At 39.6% G+C, this 17,883-nt stretch carries 16 protein-coding genes and 1 riboswitch; of the genes, 11 read left to right on the top strand and 5 right to left on the bottom strand.

Going from position 1 to position 17,883, the window contains the following annotated elements:
- The first annotated feature begins 29 nt into the window (after window positions 1-29).
- Genes liaF through CR194_RS10865 form a run of 3 tightly spaced genes read left to right on the top strand, consistent with a single transcriptional unit; the run spans window position 30 to window position 2,432 of the window.
- Window positions 30-758, top strand: coding sequence for a cell wall-active antibiotics response protein LiaF (liaF, locus tag CR194_RS10875; RefSeq protein ID WP_110609680.1), 729 nt, complete (start codon window positions 30-32; stop codon window positions 756-758).
- The gene (locus CR194_RS10870) at window positions 755-1,804 is read left to right on the top strand and encodes a sensor histidine kinase (RefSeq protein WP_110609679.1); all 1,050 of its coding nucleotides are present in this window, start codon (window positions 755-757) and stop codon (window positions 1,802-1,804) included. Before liaF ends, CR194_RS10870 begins: the two co-directional genes overlap by 4 nt.
- Window positions 1,797-2,432, top strand: a complete 636-nt coding sequence (locus CR194_RS10865) for a response regulator (RefSeq protein WP_110609678.1) — start codon at window positions 1,797-1,799, stop codon at window positions 2,430-2,432. Before CR194_RS10870 ends, CR194_RS10865 begins: the two co-directional genes overlap by 8 nt.
- A 36-nt stretch (window positions 2,433-2,468) precedes the next feature.
- Here CR194_RS10865 and CR194_RS10860 read toward each other — a convergent pair whose 3' ends face one another.
- Window positions 2,469-3,332: an ATP-grasp domain-containing protein gene (locus tag CR194_RS10860; RefSeq protein ID WP_110609677.1), complete on the bottom strand. Its 864-nt coding sequence runs from the start codon at window positions 3,330-3,332 to the stop codon at window positions 2,469-2,471.
- Window positions 3,333-3,348: 16 nt separating this feature from the next.
- Window positions 3,349-4,242 carry an ATP-grasp domain-containing protein gene (locus CR194_RS10855; protein ID WP_110609676.1) on the bottom strand — a complete coding sequence of 298 codons (894 nt, stop codon included), beginning with the start codon at window positions 4,240-4,242 and terminating at the stop codon, window positions 3,349-3,351.
- A 132-nt stretch (window positions 4,243-4,374) separates the two neighbouring features.
- Here CR194_RS10855 and CR194_RS10850 point away from each other — a divergent pair, with 132 nt between their 5' ends.
- The 4 genes from CR194_RS10850 to CR194_RS10835 all read left to right on the top strand — a co-directional run bounded on the left by CR194_RS10850 (window position 4,375) and on the right by CR194_RS10835 (window position 9,877).
- Window positions 4,375-5,682, top strand: a complete 1,308-nt coding sequence (locus tag CR194_RS10850) for a bifunctional folylpolyglutamate synthase/dihydrofolate synthase (RefSeq protein ID WP_158282243.1) — start codon at window positions 4,375-4,377, stop codon at window positions 5,680-5,682.
- 144 nt (window positions 5,683-5,826) lie between these two features.
- On the top strand, window positions 5,827-7,524 hold the full coding sequence (locus tag CR194_RS10845) for a sensor domain-containing diguanylate cyclase (protein WP_110609674.1): 1,698 nt from the start codon (window positions 5,827-5,829) through the stop codon (window positions 7,522-7,524).
- A 241-nt stretch (window positions 7,525-7,765) separates the two neighbouring features.
- Window positions 7,766-8,008, top strand: coding sequence for a hypothetical protein (locus CR194_RS10840; protein ID WP_110609673.1), 243 nt, complete (start codon window positions 7,766-7,768; stop codon window positions 8,006-8,008).
- Window positions 8,009-8,062: 54 nt separating this feature from the next.
- Window positions 8,063-9,877: a VanW family protein gene (locus CR194_RS10835; protein WP_158282242.1), complete on the top strand. Its 1,815-nt coding sequence runs from the start codon at window positions 8,063-8,065 to the stop codon at window positions 9,875-9,877.
- Between the two features lie 69 nt (window positions 9,878-9,946).
- On the opposite strand, the gene CR194_RS10830 is transcribed toward CR194_RS10835, so the two are convergent.
- The 3 genes from CR194_RS10830 to CR194_RS10820 all read right to left on the bottom strand — a co-directional run bounded on the left by CR194_RS10830 (window position 9,947) and on the right by CR194_RS10820 (window position 13,048).
- On the bottom strand, window positions 9,947-10,951 hold the full coding sequence (locus tag CR194_RS10830; protein WP_110609671.1) for a hypothetical protein: 1,005 nt from the start codon (window positions 10,949-10,951) through the stop codon (window positions 9,947-9,949).
- A 17-nt stretch (window positions 10,952-10,968) separates the two neighbouring features.
- The gene (locus CR194_RS10825; protein ID WP_158282241.1) at window positions 10,969-11,421 is read right to left on the bottom strand and encodes a hypothetical protein; all 453 of its coding nucleotides are present in this window, start codon (window positions 11,419-11,421) and stop codon (window positions 10,969-10,971) included.
- 109 nt (window positions 11,422-11,530) lie between these two features.
- Window positions 11,531-13,048 carry a PulJ/GspJ family protein gene (locus CR194_RS10820; protein WP_110609669.1) on the bottom strand — a complete coding sequence of 506 codons (1,518 nt, stop codon included), beginning with the start codon at window positions 13,046-13,048 and terminating at the stop codon, window positions 11,531-11,533.
- Window positions 13,049-13,355: 307 nt separating this feature from the next.
- Here CR194_RS10820 and CR194_RS10815 point away from each other — a divergent pair, with 307 nt between their 5' ends.
- The 4 genes from CR194_RS10815 to CR194_RS20715 all read left to right on the top strand — a co-directional run bounded on the left by CR194_RS10815 (window position 13,356) and on the right by CR194_RS20715 (window position 17,797).
- Window positions 13,356-15,020: a GspE/PulE family protein gene (locus CR194_RS10815; protein WP_110609668.1), complete on the top strand. Its 1,665-nt coding sequence runs from the start codon at window positions 13,356-13,358 to the stop codon at window positions 15,018-15,020.
- A gap of 11 nt (window positions 15,021-15,031) precedes the next feature.
- Complete coding sequence (locus tag CR194_RS10810; protein ID WP_110609667.1) at window positions 15,032-16,072, top strand: type IV pilus twitching motility protein PilT; 1,041 nt, start codon at window positions 15,032-15,034, stop codon at window positions 16,070-16,072.
- A complete protein-coding gene (locus CR194_RS10805) occupies window positions 16,072-17,277 on the top strand; it encodes a type II secretion system F family protein (RefSeq protein ID WP_110609666.1) in 1,206 nt (401 codons plus the stop codon). The genes CR194_RS10810 and CR194_RS10805 overlap by 1 nt, the downstream gene beginning before the upstream one ends.
- A 5-nt stretch (window positions 17,278-17,282) precedes the next feature.
- Window positions 17,283-17,365, top strand: a riboswitch (cyclic di-GMP riboswitch).
- 27 nt (window positions 17,366-17,392) lie between these two features.
- Window positions 17,393-17,797: a type II secretion system protein gene (locus CR194_RS20715; RefSeq protein WP_110609665.1), complete on the top strand. Its 405-nt coding sequence runs from the start codon at window positions 17,393-17,395 to the stop codon at window positions 17,795-17,797.
- Window positions 17,798-17,883 lie beyond the last annotated feature (86 nt).

Below are 17,883 nucleotides of genomic sequence, written 5' to 3'. Positions count from 1 at the left end.
ATGGTGATAAAGAGGAGGAGGTTCTCGCGATGTTTAAAAGAATTCCAACACGAACATTCAACTGGATAATCATGATCACCATCGCGATCCTGCTTATAGAATTAATGTTTTTTGGTGGCGGATTTATATTCACCGCCCTATTTCTAGGATTCCTCATGTATTTAGGATGGAAGAATTACCATAGCCTATTTGGAAAAGTGTTGTTTTGGGTAGGGACGGTCAGTTTGGTACTAAATGTGTTGAATATGGTGGCAGTCAGATTTTTGTTTATTGCTCTTATTATTTTATTTTTCATCCAATATCGACGTTCAAAAGACGAACCAGATTATATAAAACCAAGATTCAGTGAAGGTGAGAGTCTGCAAGCGGAAGGGATAACGGAAGTGAAACCGTTGTTTCAACATCGCTTGTTTGGAGATCAACAAACCGATGACGTACCCTACCAATGGCGTGATGTGAATATTCACGGTGGATTTGGGGATCGTGTCATTGATTTAAGCAACACGGTTATTCCTGAAGAAGCGGTAATATCCATTCGCCATTTTATTGGTCATATTCAGATCTATGTTCCTTATGAAGTGGAAGTATCTGTGCATCATAGCGTCATGTTTGGCCAGTTATCCATCTTCCAACAGCCGGAAATGAAGCTTTTCAATCAATCAGTCTCATTTCAGACGAAGCATTTTCAGCAGGGCAAACCTCGAGTGAAAATTGTCACCTCGATTTTTTCAGGAGATATTGAGGTGAAAAGAATATGAGTTTATTTATTAGACAAATGATCCTAGCTGTCATTTCTTTTCTCCTCTTTGCTTTCTTTCTTTTAGGATTAACATTTATGGCGTTTCCCCTGGATAACTGGTCCCTGCTTTGGCAACAACGAATTTATGATGTTCCGTATCTCTCTTTTGTAATGATGATGATTATTATCACAGGTATTCTTATCGGGGCTTTTCACGGCGCATTCTGGAAAAAGAAATTAAAGATGGTCAGTGTCCAACTAGACGACTTAATAAAAGGTCAGAAGCGCTCGATCAATTCAGCTAATTCAAGTCCAGAACTGCTTCAGGTCCAAAGGAAGCTCGACGAACTAGATGAGAAAATGATGAAACAAGCAGAATTATCGCAAAAGCTTGCCACCGAAAGAGCCACAGATCGGGAGAGAAGTTTACAAGAAGTGGTCGTGCAAGAGAGAACGAGACTTGCGCGAGAGTTACACGATTCTGTCAGTCAGCAACTTTTCGCTGCCTCTATGATGATGGCCACGATCAATGAAACCAACCCTCCGAAAGATGAAACGATGAAAAAGCAGTTGGTCCTCGTCGAAAAGATGATCGATCAGTCTCAACTTGAGATGAGAGCCTTGCTTTTACATCTTCGTCCTGTGGCGTTAAAAGGAAAGTCATTGAAAGAAGGAATTGAGGAATTACTCGCCGAATTAACTGAAAAAGTCCCATTGAAAATCGAATCCAAACTAGAAGAATTTCCGTTGGATAAAGGAGTAGAAGATCATCTTTTTCGTATTTTGCAAGAATCTGTATCCAATACGTTACGTCACGCAAGCGCCAATCAATTACAGGTAGTGCTGATAGAAAGGGATGACAACGTGATATTACGTATAGCAGATGACGGAAAAGGATTTAATGTGCAAGAAGTGACAAGTCACGGATCTTATGGTTTGACGAACATGCACGAACGGGCCATTGAAATAGGAGGAACGTTAAAGGTAGTCAGTGTGGAACAAGAAGGCACAAGGCTGGAAGTGAAAGTTCCGGCGATTAAAAGGGGGGATCAACGCAATGATTAACGTTCTGTTTGCGGATGATCATGAAATGGTGAGAATTGGAGTGTCAGCTTATTTATCTGCTCAGCCTGATATTGATGTGATCGCTGAGGCAGATGACGGGACGGAAGCTGTAACGTTAGCATTGAAATTCAAACCAGATATCATTTTGATGGATTTAGTGATGAAAAAAATGGATGGCATCGAAGCGACTAGGCGAATCGTTGAGCAATGGCCAGAAGCTAAAATCATTATTGTTACAAGTTTCCTAGATGACGAGAAGGTTTACCCCGCTTTAGAAGCTGGAGCCACAAGCTACATGTTAAAAACATCAAAAGCCAGTGAGATTGCCAAAGCGATACGGGCTACACATGAAGGGCAATCTGTCCTTGAGCCTGAAGTTACGGGGAAAATTATGACCAAGATGAGGTCTACTAAAGCCCCCGGTCTTCACGAACAGTTGACGGGCCGGGAAAAAGAAGTGCTCCGACTCATGACAGAAGGGAAAACCAATCAACAGATTGCTGATGAATTATTTATTGCTTTAAAGACAGTAAAAGTGCACGTAAGTAACATCTTAAGCAAGCTAGAAGTCCATGACCGAACTCAGGCGGTAATCTATGCATTTAATGAGAAAATTTATCTCGACTGAGACAGAAAAAAACTCTCCACAAAGTAGTGGAGAGTTTCATTGGTTAGGTGTCATTTCTTGATAAATATAATCCATAAATAAATCAGCAATATTGATATCGCTACTCATGTATAAACTTCGACACCCTACTGCATCTTCTAGTTCATTAAATAGAAGACGGTTATCATCTCCAATGAGGAAATCAAGTCCTGCAAAATCTATTTGAATCGCATTGGTAATTTTGTGAACGATAGAGACTTCATCGTCACTTAGTGTATAAAGACTTGAATTTCCGCCCGTAGAAAGATTGGCACGGAAGTCAGTGGCTGACTCTCTAAGAACGGCACCGATAATGGTGTTTCCAACGATATAAACTCGTAAATCTTTCCCCTTTTTTCCGCCTACTGGTTGATGCAGAAGGTCTTCTTGTAACGTGGCAGCTATATTTCCTAATCCTTTTTTTGGATCAATTAATTCTACACCCGTACCTCCTCGACCTAATGGGTCTTTGAGAATATAGGGAGAAGAGAAGCCCGACTCATTTTCAGTTAAACGATTTCGATGGATCACGCTACTTTGTAGCATGGGGATGCCTATATTGGCTAATACGGCATGAGATAACCGTTTATCGTTGGCAATTCTTGAGACATAGGCCCGGTTAAAACAGCGAATCCCTAATAATTCGACTAACTCATTTAGCCATGGTGACACGGATCGGTTAATAATAAAATCAGGTTTGTCACCGTCTTTGGCTGGGAAAAAGCCTGCTTGCTGAGAAACATCAATTTGCAACTGTTCGTATGGAATAAGTTTTAATGTGATCTCTTTTGATGATGCCGCTTCTTGCAGCATGTCTATAAATCGGCGGTTTCTCACAATATCTTTTTCCCGATATATCAGCCATCCTGTTAAATGGGTCATAGTGGCCTCCTGTCTCTCAGCTACTGTGCTGGATAATATGGTCTATCATTGGAATAGCCACGTCAACACCTGTACATTCATAAATACTTCGGATATGTGGATTAGAATTCACTTCACAAACGAGAGGTCCATCTTCTCCAATTAACAAATCTACACCTGCAAAATCGGTCCCGACCGCTTTTGATGCGGCTAGGGCTAAATCCTTTTCTTCTGTAGATGGTTTATAAGGTTCCGTCGTTCCACCAGCTGTGACATTCGCTCGAAAATCTCGTTTTGAAGTCCGTTTCATTGCAGCGACAACCTGATTACCTACTACATTTAATCGAAGGTCCACGCCTATACTCGTTTTTACTGGTTGCTGATAGAGGTGGTCAATCCCAGCTAGCTTTTTAGCTATACTTACTAGTTCTGATCTCGTTTCCACCCAATACACTTGCTGGCCAAAAGAACCGTAAGCTTCTTTTACTATGAGAGGGAGACCAAGGTGATCTTCCACGGCTTCTAAATATTGTGTATGAGACAGTTTCATTCCAGAATAGATCATTGGGGCAATCATCGTTAATGGAGTTGGAATCCCTGAATGTAGCAACTGTTCATGCATGGACGATTTGTTGTCACATAAGGCAATCGCCTCTGGAGAATTAAATAATCGAATGCCTTGCCTTTTTAACTGACGGGCTAAATGCAGGTCTTTATCAGCAAAATGAACGAAATCAGGAAGCGCGATAGACTTCTTCTCCTCCACATCATAGATAGGACTATCCGTTGTGACGAGCAATTGATCATTTGTTTTTGCTGTGATTTCTATACCTTTTTCAGTGGCGGCTTCAATAAACCATTGAACATAATCAAGGAATTTATCTGATGTCAGATGACCGTTATAAACAATCCAGCCGGAAGTTTTTTTCAAGAGTGAGCTTCCTTTCCCCGTGTGATATTATAAGAGTGTTTAACTTCATTCTAGTAGAATCATGTGATGTTTATTGAATCATGTCATGTTTACCGGACAAAATCAACAGAAATTGTACAGAGGAGTTCGTCTATGATCACAAATATGGAAGATGCTAGACTTTTTATCGAATCAAAACAAGGGGCAGGAATTGTCTACACATTGGACCGAATGCAAGCGTTAATGACAGCCCTTGACCATCCGGAAAAGAAAATAAAAGCGATTCACGTAGCTGGGACAAATGGAAAAGGATCCACGTGCGCGTTTCTGTCATCGATCCTTCAGGAAGCTGGATACAAAGTAGGTGCGTTTAATACGCCCGTATTTGGCGATGCAAAGGACCAAATAACGATCAATCAATATCCGGTTTCAGATGAAGAGTTCGTCTTAGCCTGTCGGGAGATTGAGGGAGCAGTCTCGGCAGTAGAATATGAAAGAAAAGAAATGGTCAGTGAATTTGAATGTTTCACGGCCTTAACCTACTATTATTTTGCCTTCATCCAGCCGATAGATGTTGTATTGGTTGAAGCGGGCATGGGAGGAAGGTTGGATGCAACGAATGTCCTTGATGAGCCTGTATGTACGATTATTACGAATGTAGGTCTGGACCACCAACGTTATCTCGGAGATAGCATAAAGAGCATAGCGAAAGAAAAAGCCGGCATCATCAAACCGAAAGTTCCTCTATTTACTGCAAGTCAAGGAGATGCGCTAGAGCAGTTAGTCAATGTAGGTATAAAGAAGTGCGCGGATGTGATTTCTTTATTTGACAACGTTAAATTTAAAACAGAAAAAATCAATAATAGCGAGCAACTGTTTACATACGATGATAGCGAAGTGAACCAGCACTACACCATTCGTTTATTAGGTGAACATCAAACTGTGAATGCAAGCCTTTCACTCATGGTCGTCCATTACTTGTCCAAAAAGATATTTCCTAAAATTCATGAAGAGCACATTCAAAAAGGTTTGATGAGAGCATTCATCCCAGGAAGGTGGGAGGTCGTGCAAGAACATCCAACCGTCATCATGGACACAGCTCATAACATAGAAGCGATTCATACAGTTTGCCAGCTTACACGAAGGAAATATACAGAACAGAATGTGACCGTGCTATTTGCAGCTATGAAAGACAAACCGGTGAAAGAGATGCTTGCTTTATTAAGACAGTTGAACTGTCCGATCGTTTATACTACTTTCGATTCAGATAGAAGTATGACAAAAGAGGATTATAAACTTCTTGAAACTAAGAAGTTGACTGAGGAGATGTGGATAAAGGACTATAAATTAGGGATTGAACAGTGGATAAAAGCTGCCTCTGACACGGATGTCTTAATTATTACAGGGTCGCATCAGTTTATAAGTGAATGTCGGCAAAACATAAGAAAAAGTTCTAATTAGTATCGTAGGCCTATTGTCTAAATAAATAAACTTTTATGAGTCATTTGTCTTAACAAAAGAATGAAGCCATGGTAATATAAAAGTTGGATTGGTTGGAAAATTCAAACAATTACAATTTTAACTTACATAAAGGGTGTGTAGACAATGTCGGAACGGCAACAACGGATCGTTTGGTTTTTATGGCTAGTGACATTTCCGCCATTTATTTTTTATGTGGCTGAAAACACGTATGAACTTCTGCAAACAGCTTGGATTCCGATCGTGTCTTTTACTGTTCTGATTTTGATTGCCTCCCTTTTCCCTATTCAAGTAAAACAAACCTCACTCATCCCGCTCCATGGGATTTCTTTAGCGATTTTTCTACATTTTGGTCTTTTGGTTGAAGCGATGGTAACCCAAGTGGCCCTCGGGACAACATTATCTCAACTGAAGCTTTCTAAAAAAGAAAGCTACCGGTTCCCTTTAAATTCATTATTATTTCTCGCTACGTCCTTTGGTGCTGCCGGAATGTTTTATCTATTTGGCGGTCAAGTGGGTGAAGTGACGACAGCCTATATTTCGGCTTTATGGTTGCCAATCCTCGTTTACATTACCACGTACATTTTCTTAAACAACGGATTGATTTTTCTTATCCGCTATTGGTTCCTTAACATGAGAAACATTAAATTTTTTGATGAAGCGTTAATTTGGGAAACCGTTTCAGGTATCTTAATTCTACCAGTAGGGTTAACCCTTGCCGTATTATATCAAGAAATCGGTCATTTGGCCGTCCTGCTTGTTGGTATTCCAATTGTGACAGTATCACTCATTCTAAAAGTATACAATGAAAGCAAAAAGACGACTGGTTTATTAAAGAAGGCAAGTACTTTTGGCTATGAAGTGAACGACCGTCTTACTGTGGAAGAAATTTTAGAGCTGTTTATCGAGACATGTTCGAAAGTGTTCCCCGCACACGGTATTTTTCTTTATGAGAGAACAGAAGGAGATATAATCCGTCCACTTTACACGCAGCACTCACCGACCCATTCTCATGTGAAGTTAAGTGAAGGGGATCCTATCAGTCAATATGTTTCTAAAGAAGGCGAATCAATCTTATATCGATCGAGCAAACAATGGCAGGAATTGGATGAGCATGGCATGTGCGAAGGCGTTGAATCCATCTTATCGGCTCCTTCGATTCGAAATCATCAAGTGATCGGGGTTGTAACCCTCACCACCGAAAAGAAGAATGCGTTTGAAAAAAGCCATCAAATCTTGCTCGAAATTATTGCTAACTATCTATCTGTTGCCCTACAAAATGCGAAACACTTGGAGCAGACTAAAAAAGAAAGTGAACGATGTCCCTTAACAAATCTTTATAACTTCAAATACTTTGAGCGATTATTGCTCGATGATTATGATCGAGATAATGAGCAAACGAACTATGCAATAATTCTGCTTGATCTAGACCATTTCAAGAGAATTAACGATACGTATGGTCATCAAAGCGGCAATGAGGTACTGAAACAAGTTTCATCTGTTTTAACGAATACATTAGGAAGCGAAGCCGTTCTGGCACGTTACGGTGGAGAAGAATTTGTTGTGTTATTGAAGAACACACCGTTATTTAAAGCCTATCAAATAGCAGAAAAGGTTAGACAAGCCATAGAATGTCACTTGTTCAGTGTGTCTGAAGATCTTCAGAGTGGAGACAGGAAGTCTGTTCGAATTACAGCAAGCATCGGAGTTGCATCAAAAAGCGAAGAAGATGAGTCCCCAATCTCTGTACTTCGAAATGCTGACCGGGCTATGTATACAGGAGCTAAGCAAAAAGGGAGAAATAAAGTGGCTCAGTTTTCTTAAGAAATTAATAATATGAGGTAGCACATCGTAATACTAATGGGGCGGGCTTGCAAATAAGCGTGCTTCTTTTTTAAGGGCAGCTTTAATAATATAAAAAAGTTAAATTTTATCTCTCTTTCCTTTTAGAAGCGACTTGAACGTTGATAAAAGGGAATTACTTATAGATTATTATTGCTTAAGACCTATTACAGTGGTTTAATTAAAGGAGAGTATAAGTTTTTTAAGGAGTGAACGCGTTTTTATGGTACCTATTTTCATGGCGTTGATTGGCATTCTGATTCTAATTCCAATCCTATTACTTTTACCATCTGTATTTAATAAACTTACAACGTTCCTCCATATTATTCTTTCTGCTTTCTATTTTTATTTAGCATTGTTTTTGTTGGAAGTGGTGCATTGGGCGATTGCAGGTGCCATAGTGTTATTGTTAGTCATTTTGACAGCCACTCTATTTGCTCAACGTTCCCGTTCAATAGAAGTTTAGTAGACTTTGAGAATAGAAATGAATGAATTAGTAACTTATGAAAGAGGTTATTATATGAAAAAATGGCAATGGTTTGTGTCCTCATTAATGATTATGACGGGCAGTTTGATCTTTTTATCACTGTTTACATACTCGGCGACATTGGTTTACTCTACTTTTTTTGAGGAAGAACGGTTTGAACCGGAAACACAAATTGCCAATATGGATATTAGTGAATTAAATCAAGACGAAGCTAGTATACAAGTTCAGCAAAATGTAGAAAGTTGGAAGGCTGAGAGATCCATCGTATTACGCTGGTTTGATAAAGAAGAAACATATCCTACGTCAGATTTGAATTTTTTAGTTGATGAGACGATCGAGGACATGATGTTTTCAGAGGAACTTCAAGAGAGTTTAACTGTTCTCGGAAATGAACAGCAGCTCATATCTACGTTGGAAGCTTTCGAATTTTATTCAGACATTGAACAGGTGGTTTTTACAGAAGAGCTACTTTATGATATGGAAGAAGAAATTTCTACCTTGCCCAATCAAGATGTCGTGATTAATGTCCATGAATATGTGTTCGAAGACCAAGTAGATAAGGAACAGCAAATCCAGGAAACGTCACGCTTTATTGATTCTCCTTTACTTGAAGCAGTTATTCATGATTTGCCCACGATCACGATAGAGGCAGATAGTAGATTTTCTGTTTTAGATACGTTAGAAGAAGCGAGGATCGACTCTGTTACAGAGAAACCTCTTTCCGTGCTGGGATCTGCTATTTACGAATTGTTGCTTCAAAGTAATTTTCATTTAATAGAAAGAGCTCAGAACGATGTCATGATCGATGACATTCCTTTGGGCTATGATGCAAAAATCGTTTCAGAGCAACAAGATTTAGTTTTTGATAACCCAAACCCGATCGATTATGAACTTCAATTTCAATTTACGAACAATCAATTAACAGTTGGGTTTATTGGTGAAGAATTTCCTTATGTGATTACCGTTGAATTGGAAAACGAAGAAACCATCACGCCTAGAACAATCGTTCAATATTCTGAGAACCTAGCGAAAGGATCGACACAGATCGATCATCCCGGAATGGACGGAATGAATTACGAATTAGTGCGGGCAATTATCAATCCATTGGACGAAGAAAACACTAGTCAACAAATAGCCAATGATTACTACGCACCTGTTCACCGTGTGGAAATAAGAAGCAAAGAAGATCTAATTGAAGAAGAGGAAGAGCCAATGCAGCCAGACGGATTTTATGGTGAAAATGGTGATGGAAGTTATCAAGGCCCACCTCCATCAGAAGATCAACCATGGGGTGGTCCACCAGAAGGAAATGGGGAGCAGCCGTGGGGTGATTCGAATGGTGAAGGAATGCCACCAGGTCAAGAACCCGCCCCTGGAGAATCATGGGATGATTATGAAGGTTCAGGCAGCGGTTCAGCACCTGGAGATTTCTGGAATAATGACGATGAAGGTTTTGGAACCTCCCCTGATGGATCGTGGGGCGATAGTGGCGGCCAACAAGGTACCCCGCCAAGCGATTCATGGAATAGAGGCGGAGGTCAAGGAACCCCGCCAAGTGGATCATGGAATGACGATGACGATAGCTGGCAAAGAGGAGATACTGCGCCTAATAATGATGAAGAAGGACAATGGGGTGGCTACACTCCTGGAGGGGAGTCTTGGAATGGCCAAGATGACCAAGGAGGGGAATCCTCACCGAACAATAATTGGAGTGGAAATGGCCAGTCCGGAAATCCTGGAAGTTCTCCAGGTGGACAACAAGGCACATACCCCGACGAGTGGGACGAGGACTCTGAAGAGCCCTTTCCTAAATACGACGAAGATGGTCATCCAATTAAAGGGTATTAAAAAAGAAGGCGTCCAGGTGGGCGCCTTCTTTTGCTATTTTTTAGTTGAGTTTTGAAAGTAGATTACGAATCAGTTTGTACTTGACGTACCTATAGGGTACCAAACAGGGCCCGTTCCTTCTTCGCCCTCACCTGTTCCATTGTACTCAATAACTTCACCAACAACAAAAAAACCTTTTTTTGAATTAATATTCTGACAAGAGTCGATCTTCTCAAACTGAGTTGAAGAATTTAAAGGTTTTTTAACATCTCCCTGGACACATAAATATTCTTTCTGGTTGGATGAATTTTGAAATATTACCTCTGCATTCTCTAAATAGAAATCATTTTGGACGATCACTTCAGCCATATTATTTATTATTAAGTTACGATCTTTTACTAAAAGATTTCCACTTACTATTAACCGAGAGTGGGGGTTGATTCTCCCCCCACTAATCAGAGCTAGATGATCTGTCACTTCTACTAAGCCATTGTTTATTTGTAATTGGTCTCTAAATGTAGCATTACCATTTACTGTGATTTCTCTGTTGTTACCAGTTGTTTTAACATCGCGCGAATTTAATTGTTGAAAAGGTGGATCCTCTTCGATTTGACTCCAATCAAAATGATTCCCACTAGAGGTGCCACCGGAATTAGACCTTATTGTAAAGATCTCTTCTGTTTCTTTGTAACTACTTCTACTATTAAGAAGGTTTGATTCTATTTGATACGTAATAATAATTTCATTATCATTCGTTTGCTCTGGAATAAAGGAGCCATTTACTTTTCCTTTATAGTTTTGAAAAGAGAGATCAATAGGTTGAAAATTCAATTCACGTTCAAGGTAATTAATCACACTATTGACGTCCGTTTCAGATAATTGGTTTATATCTTCCACCTTTTCCAGAACCGAGTTCCGGGCGGACATAATCCCCATTTCATTCATTTTAATTAATTGACTGTTTTCTTCTGACCTTTGAGCTTGAGAGGCACTACTTAAGGCACTTCCGATAAGAGGAGGAATAAGCACACCAATAATAACAATTATTACTAAGGTTAGGACCAAAACATACCCTTTTTCATTATTAATGCCCATCTTTATCCACACACCTTTTATTTCAAATTAATATAATGATACACCTCAGAAGAAGCCGCTTGCCCTGATTCTGATATTTTCCCATGTATTCTAAATAAAGAAAGATCTACTTCTTGTTCAGTTTGTTGGCAGATTTTCACTTCGGCAACGTACCTTTTATTATTTAAGGGGTAATAGTAGCTTTCCGATTCTTCATCAAATAAAAGCCCAAGCTGAACCATATTAAAACTTGGAATACTCGATTCATCCTGAGGTAATATAATTCCTGAATCATTGTTACAACCTAAATTAAGTTGTGTGTTTTCTAAATAATTGATTATAGCCTCATTTCCCTCAACTTCATTAACGAGGCCGTTTACTAAGTTCGTTGATGAGTAATTATCTTCAGCTTTAGATGAAAAAAGTAGTGATTGCCCAAAAAAACTAAAAAAACTTATTAAAATAATAGATATTAACAAAAGTCCAGCCATCGTTTCAATTAGTGTGAAAGCTCGTTTACATAACAGATATTTTAAATATGTCACAAAGACACCTCATTCGGAAGTGATCGTAATTTCATAAACATGCAGAGCGATCGTATTAATTACCTAGCGGGAAATCTTCAGAACCACCTATGAAATCTAATAGTGGTTTGAAAGTGACATTACTTCCTCCAGATTCAATAAAAACCCCATCCTTACTAATAATAATACCCTCGAAAGAAGTGGTTTTTAAGGTGACCCTGCCATTTGGAGCAAGAAGGATCCCGGTCATGGTCCACCAGTTTTCACCATTGATAAGAATGTCGCCTTCACTTACAATCATGACATTTGTAAAATCGGATAACCCGTTTCGATTGTGTGAATCTAAACGAACATTATTTTGAAAAAATAATTTCATCCCGTCTTGTTTGACATCATACTCATTTATAGAATAGTCGTTCTCTTCAAACCACTGGTCGCTCCTTAAAGGTGGGAGCTTTTCTTCAGGAATTGTAAAAGATGGAACGGCTGGTACACTTGGCACTTGTATGAACCTATTTGTGATGTGAGATCCCATATTATCTATAGGATTGAATTCTCCTGTATAATATACGTTCGCATTATTGTAAAACTTAGGTTCCCAACCTACTTGAACATCGCCCTCCACATATACGTCTGAATGAATAGTCGCATTAACGATTGATAGATTTCCACCAATCATCACATCTTCAAAGAAAATCCCATTTTGAAATTCAGCATCTTCTCTTACGAACATATTCCCGTGAGTGGCTCCACCATTTACTTTAGCTGTTCCATCAACAAAGATATCACCATAAATGGGAGAGGAACCAGGGTTGAAAACATAATTCCCATTTACATATATAGAACCTGGAGAATTTTCTGAGCCCACACTCCCGACGGAGGTATTAAAAATAAAATCACCATCAACATATATGGTCGAAATATTAATATGTGAGCCTCCATTAAAATCCTTCGATTGAAATGGTCCATTTACACGTATAAAAGTGTCTTCTCCATTCATTTCATTTCCTGCAAAACTTAAAGCATCACCATCTAAAAACAAGTTATTACCACGAATAAAATCGAAATAAGGCTGATCTTCTCGATCCTCTACCGTAGGGACATCTTCAATAACAAGGTTGCCTAGGCGATCCACGACCGTTTGTATATCTAGCTCTCGATCATAACCATCAGTCAAAGTTACGGAGACATACAGTTCCTCGTCTTTAGTGACTTTCAAGGGAGAATCACATGTGGCAAGTTCATCTGAACTAATACGCTCACCGTTATGTTGAAACATCGTATGCTCCTCACCTTTTCCTTTGATCATGATATCTCTAGGAGTTAATGATTCTATCATGCGATTATCTATATATATCGTCTCATTTTCGTAACAAAGAGTATAATCTCCTTGATGGTGAGCTTGTTGCAATTGGGTGATGAGATAGTTACCTTCTTGTCTTAAATTGATGTGCGCTTCGGATCGTTGGTTATGATTGAAGGTGGAAAGTAATATGGAAACAAGCAACCCCACGACCATTGTTGAAATCGTGATCGTCACCAGAAGCTCAATTAACGTTAACCCCGATTGATAGTTAGCACGATTTTTATTCATAGATTTTCCCCTCTGTACAATTTATACCGCGCTCAAAGTCGGAGTTATTTGCGTTTGGAGCATGAGATTACTAGATATTAACGTAATTAAGCCTTAATTCACCTTCTAGGAGGCTAAAAAATATGTATAAATTGACAAAATTAAATAAGAAAATCTATAAAACGACTTTATTAATTCTTATTATACATTATAATAGGTACAGATAGGAATATTTGGTGCGAATTTATGTGATTTTAGTCCTAATAAAATTCAAAATAGAGAACAATACTACGATTAGAACTTATCGTCTAGGAAGTAAGGTGAGGTCGTGAAAAAAACTCGGAAACGTTTAGGGGATCTTCTTGTGGAAACTGGCTTAATTACACCAGACCAGCTTTCTGAAGCACTTAAACAAAAGACAGACAAACAAAAGCTTGGTGATTCTTTGTTGCAGCAAGGATTTATTACAGAGCAACAATTAATTGAAGTTTTGGAGTTTCAACTAGGGATTCCTCATGTTAGCTTGTATCGATATCCCATTGATACGAAAGTGACCAGCATGATTTCAAAAGAGGTAGCGATTCGGAACTTTGTCATGCCATTGAAGCGTGAGGAAGACAAGCTTTACATCGCTATGGCTGATCCGATGGATTACTTCACGATTGATGACATTCGTTTGTCCACTGGTTTTCAATTAGAAGTAGCGATTGCCACAAAAGACGACATTGTTCGAACGATCCATAAATATTATGACTTAGATGAATCGTTAGAAGAAATGATCGATGATGAGGATTTTAAGTCAAACCCTCCAGAAATCAATGAAGCAAGTGAAGAAGACTCGCCAATGGTGAAACTTGTCAACCAACTGTTACTAAGGGCTGTCCAAGAACGAGCCAGTGATATTCATATTGATCCACAAGAATCAAAAGTGGTCATCAGATACCGTATTGATGGAGTCTTGCGATCAGAACGAAGCTTACCTAAACATATGCAGAATATGTTAACGGCCAGAGTCAAAATCATGGCTAATTTAGATATAACAGAAACGCGTGTACCTCAAGATGGGAGAATCAAAGTAAATATTGACTTCCACCCTGTGGACTTGCGTATATCTACTTTGCCAACCGTGTATGGTGAAAAAGTGGTTATGCGCATTCTTGATCTAGGAAACTCTTTAAATGATATGGAGAAACTAGGATTTAGTAACAAGAACTTAACGCAGTTAAAGGGTCTACTAGCAGAGCCGAATGGAATTATTTTAATTACTGGACCAACAGGGTCAGGAAAATCATCTACTTTGTATGCCGGTCTTAATCGTTTGAATAGCGAGGAAGTAAATATCATAACAGTTGAGGACCCGGTGGAGTATCAACTGGAAGGAATCAACCAAATTCAGGTAAATACAAAAGTAGGCATGACCTTTGCTAATGGGTTACGAGCAATCTTACGGCAAGATCCTGACGTCGTCATGGTGGGTGAAATTCGTGACGCAGAAACAGCTGAAATCGCTGTGAGAGCGTCTTTAACAGGCCATCTTGTTTTAAGTACGATTCATACGAATGACGCCATTAGCACGATCAATCGTTTAATGGATATGAAAATTGAGCCTTTCTTATTGGCTTCTTCTCTATCAGGAATTCTATCGCAACGACTAGTTAAGCGAATTTGCAGGGATTGTAAGACAACCCGTCCGATAACCGTTCGAGAACGAGATATTTTTTCTCGGAGAGATATTCATCTGGCAACTGTTCACTATGGAGAAGGATGTCCTACGTGCAATATGACAGGGTACCGTGGACGGTTAGCCATTCACGAACTTCTTGTGATGGACGATAAGATGAAATACATGATTATGAACGAAAAGACCACTCAAGACATTCGCCGCTATGCCGTTGAAAAAGGAATGACATTTCTTGTGGATGACGGATTGCAAAAAGTGGTAGACGGCTTAACGACCACTGAAGAAGTGCTGCGAGTAGCAACAGAAAAGTAGGTGAGTGACCTTTGGAAGAAAAAATCATCCGTTTATTAACAAAAGCCGTTTCTATTCAAGCTTCGGACCTTCATTTGACGATTGGTATGCCGCCGGTTTTCCGGATTAACGGTGATTTAGTCAAAATGGATAGTGACAAGATTTTGCCTAATATGATGCAGGAGATGACAGAAGCTTTGCTGCCATCTTCCCATATGTACATTCTTAAAGACAAAGGGGAAGTTGATTTCTCTTATGGGATTCCTAAAGTCTCCCGTTTTCGCATCAATGCGTATTATCAACGCTCTCATATTAGTCTAGCTATTCGAGTGATTCCGACGAGTATTCCAACGCTTGAAGAATTGCAAATGCCACAAATATTAACCAAGATTTCAGAGAAAAAACAAGGACTTGTCCTCGTGACGGGGCCTACGGGAAGCGGGAAATCAACGACCTTGGCTTCCATGCTTAAACATATAAACGATACGCAAAAGAAACATATCATTACGCTAGAAGATCCGATTGAATATTTACATAAACACGGTAACAGCATTATAGATCAACGAGAAGTAGGCAATGATACGAAATCGTTTGCAAATGGTTTAAGAGCTTCTCTCCGTCAAGATCCAGACGTCATTCTAGTGGGGGAAATGAGAGATCTTGAAACGATTGCCACAGCGATTACCGCAGCGGAAACAGGACATTTAGTGTTTGCGACTCTTCACACGTCCAGTGCTCCGGCAACGATTGACCGGATCATCGATGTGTTCCCGCCTGGTCAACAAGCACAAATTCGAATTCAACTGGCTAGTGTCCTAACGGCAATTGTCTCGCAAAGGCTGTTTCCTACCGCGAACCGGCAAGGAAGAAGAGCTGCAACAGAAATTTTAATTAACAATCCGGCTATTTCAAACATGATCAGAGGCGAAAAAATTCACCAAATCCATAACGTCATGCAGACGAGCAAAAAAGAAGGAATGAATACGCTAGCCATGTCGATACAAGAGTTACTGAACCGAAAAGAAGTGAGTCATGAAGAAGTTTACCCTTATTTACAAGAGAGGAATGCCTAATGCCTCAATTTAAATATAAAGGAAAACTGAAAAATGGGATCAGAAAAGAAGGGACCATCTCAGGACAAACGAAAAAACATGCGATTGAAAAGCTTAGGAGCCAAGGGGTGGCTTTAGCCTCTGTAGACCAAATGGAACCAACTCTCCTAAATAAAGATATTACTTTTGGTAATCCAGTGAAGTTACAAGACTTTGTTTTGTTTTTACGTCAATTCGCTACGCTCTTAAATTATGGTGTTTCCTTACGAGATGCAACAGCGATTCTAGCAAAACAAACGTCAAGCAAACCGTTAGGCAGAGCGTTGGAACAAGTAGAGGACGAGCTTGTAACGGGAAGAGCCTTCTCAGAAGCCGCTGCCCAACATAAAAAAGTGTTCCCGATGATATTTATTCATATGGTTCGAGCAGGCGAAGCAAGTGGTTCATTAGATGAAACGCTAGATCAACTAGCCCTTCAATTTGAAAAGCAACATGAAACAAGACAAAAGGTGAAAGCTGCCATGGCTTACCCAGTCATTGTCGGAATCGTTGCCATTGCGGTGGTCATCTTCTTGTTATCATCTGTCGTTCCAACTTTTGCATCCATGCTCAGTGATGTGGGGGGCGAACTGCCTATGATTACTCTGTTTGTTCTTGGTCTGAGTGATATCGTAGCAGATCTTTGGTGGCTCATTTTACTAGTGGTTTCCTTACTCGCAGTAGGATTATGGGCGGTAACGCAAAAGCCAGATACCAAATACTACTTGGACTATGCCTTACTAAAAATGCCAGTTTTTGGTCCACTATTGCAAAAAGCAGCTTTGGCAAGAATGACACGAACATTGAGCTCTCTTTTCTCAAGTTCCGTCCCAATCCTGCAATCGATTCAAATGGTGGAGCGAGTGGTTCAAAATGAAGTGATTTCTAGGTCTCTTAAGAAGTCTCGGGAAGCTCTAGAAGGTGGACAGCGATTAACAGAGCCAATGAAAAAGCATTGGGTCTATCCCCCCCTCGTCGTTCAGATGATTTCCATTGGCGAAGAGACAGGGTCATTGGATGAAATGTTAACGAAAGTGGCGCAGTTTTACGAAAAAGAAGTGGAATACGCTACGGACAAGCTCAAGTCTTTAATAGAGCCGATCATGATTGTCTTGTTGGCAGTCATTGTCGGGACCATCGTCATTTCGATCATCGTCCCGATGTTTCAAATTTACTCAGAAATTTAAAAAGAGGTTTCCATGGAGCGATGAACAATGACCTGTACGTGGGCACTTAGGTTATCTGGAGCTAGTAGTGCAACCGGCCATAAATATAAAAAACAAACAAAAGGAGAGGTTCAACATGTTAAAAAGAATGTTAAAGAATCAAAAAGGTTTAACGCTTATTGAATTATTGGTCGTTGTTGTCATTTTAGGAATCATCGCAGCCATTGCCATTCCAAGTATTGGCGGGTTGATTGATAACTCAAGACAAGATGCTCACTTAGCAAACGCCCAACAGATGATTAGTTCAGCGAGGTTAGCATCTACAAGTGATCCAGATTTTAGTACAATTACTCTACAAGAATTAGTGGATGGAGGCTACATAGAGCCTTTAGAAAGTCCATGGGATGGAACATATTCAGGTCAAGTAGATTATGACGGAACTGTATACACTGTTACTCTATCTGATGGAGGTAATCCTGAGTATGATATTAGTGATGCAGAAGCCTCAGAACTTAACAGAAGTCAACTTCCAATAAATTAGTAATTAGAAGATTTTCATTTTTGAATAGGAATAACAGTAACTTGTAAATCCCTCCCAACCAGGGAGGGATTTACATATAACATAAT

It is taken from the genome of Salipaludibacillus keqinensis, assembly GCF_003226325.1.
Taxonomy (GTDB): domain Bacteria; phylum Bacillota; class Bacilli; order Bacillales; family Salisediminibacteriaceae; genus Salipaludibacillus; species Salipaludibacillus keqinensis.
This window is presented reverse-complemented; position numbering and strand designations above follow the sequence as displayed.